1 protein-coding gene and 1 pseudogene are annotated in these 1,563 nt (G+C 22.5%); one reads left to right on the top strand and one right to left on the bottom strand.

Annotation, left to right across the window (positions count from 1 at the left end):
* Positions 1-109 (bottom strand): annotated as a pseudogene (locus HNP68_RS07330) (ERF family protein); the annotation flags it as partial.
* A 384-nt stretch (positions 110-493) separates the two neighbouring features.
* On the opposite strand from HNP68_RS07330, the gene HNP68_RS06785 reads away from it, so the two are divergent.
* The coding region (locus tag HNP68_RS06785; RefSeq protein WP_420703303.1) for a plasmid maintenance protein at positions 494-1,563 on the top strand (1,070 nt) is incomplete at its 3' end.

Genomic DNA, 1,563 nt, shown 5'->3' on the forward strand with positions numbered 1-1,563 from the left:
TTTTGTCAATACCTGGTAAATTCATCCTTAGGGTTTTCATATCTTTTCTGAAGCTTATTTTCGCTTGCATATTATTTTGTATATTTTCTTGATTTTCTATGTGTGACATAATCGTCAACCTCCTTCTAATGTTTATAAATAATTATATAGCAAAAACTATTTTTGCCAACTTTTTAACAAAAATTTTTGCAAAAAAATTAGAGCTTAGCTAGATTCTCTTATCAAAAGAACTAAGCTAAGCTCTCACCATTATTTTTTGCAAATTAACATTAAAAGGTAGGTGCCAATGTCAATCATTAAACAACTACGCTATTTGTAGTGTAACTCAACTTAGAATTAAAATCAATTTATCTTTTCCCCCAAATTACAAAAAGTGTATTTAATTAATGAAATTAATAATTTAATTTAATATTTTTTAGGAAAGTATTTACTTTTAAATTAAAATTATGCATTATAATAATAATTATTATTAAACATTAGAAGGAGGTTGACGATCATGTCAATATCAACCAATAAAAAAAGTCCAAATTGCAAAAACAAACAACAACACAAATTAATTGTTTTTATCTCAACACTTTGCTATATAAACAAAAAATATAAGAAATATACCCAAAGAAACATACTCTATTACTTTAATGAAAATCTTAAAAGAAATGGCCAAAAACCCGTTAAACTAAAAACACTGCAAAAATATCTTTACAAATTAGAAAAAGAAATAAAAGTCACAACTAATTACTATAAACACTTGGGGGTAAATTGTGGTACTGAAATTTACTATAAACTGAATTTTTCAAAAAAAGAGTGTTATCAAAAGATTAACCAATACTTTAAAGAAAAAAAAGAAACAAGATTTCAGAAAAGGGTTAATAACCACTTTAAAGACAAATTTCCTTTAGAGGGGAGTGTAAATTCGGAGGTATGTTTAAGTAATACAAATAATAATATAAAAGAAGAAAGAAAAGAGAGAGATAATCCAATAAAAAAATTCCAAATAATAAAATACTTCAATAGATGTAACTTTTTATCTAAAAAATCTCTCTTTCTTTTATTGAATTTAAATATTGATAAAGATACATTGATTAAAGTATTTAAAATCATAAAAAGATATGAAATTGAAATAACAAAAAATAAAAAGATTTTTTCAAATAAATCTTACTTTAAAGAAAAGCAAAATAAACTGAAAGAAATTTTAAAAAATAAACAAAAAGAATTTGAAAAAAATGGATACAATATTGAACAATTGGAAATAAATTTTCAAAAGATATATGAAAAATACAAAAATAAGCCGCATTTTATTATTGAATATCAAAAATACAATGATTTGAGTATCATAAAGCGTAAATTAGAAAAATCAATTGAATTGAAAAAAGAAAATCCACAAAAAAATTACGAACATATAAGGACAAATATTTTCAATATCCTTATTGATCGACTAAAAAATACTGAAGAAATTGAAGTGTTGAAACCAATTATAAAAAACTATTTGAATAGCAAAAAGAAATTAGAATATAATAAAGTATTTGGTTCATATTATTATGAATTATTAGAAATGCTAGAAAATGG

Source organism: Borreliella yangtzensis, assembly GCF_014201775.1.
GTDB lineage: Bacteria > Spirochaetota > Spirochaetia > Borreliales > Borreliaceae > Borreliella > Borreliella yangtzensis.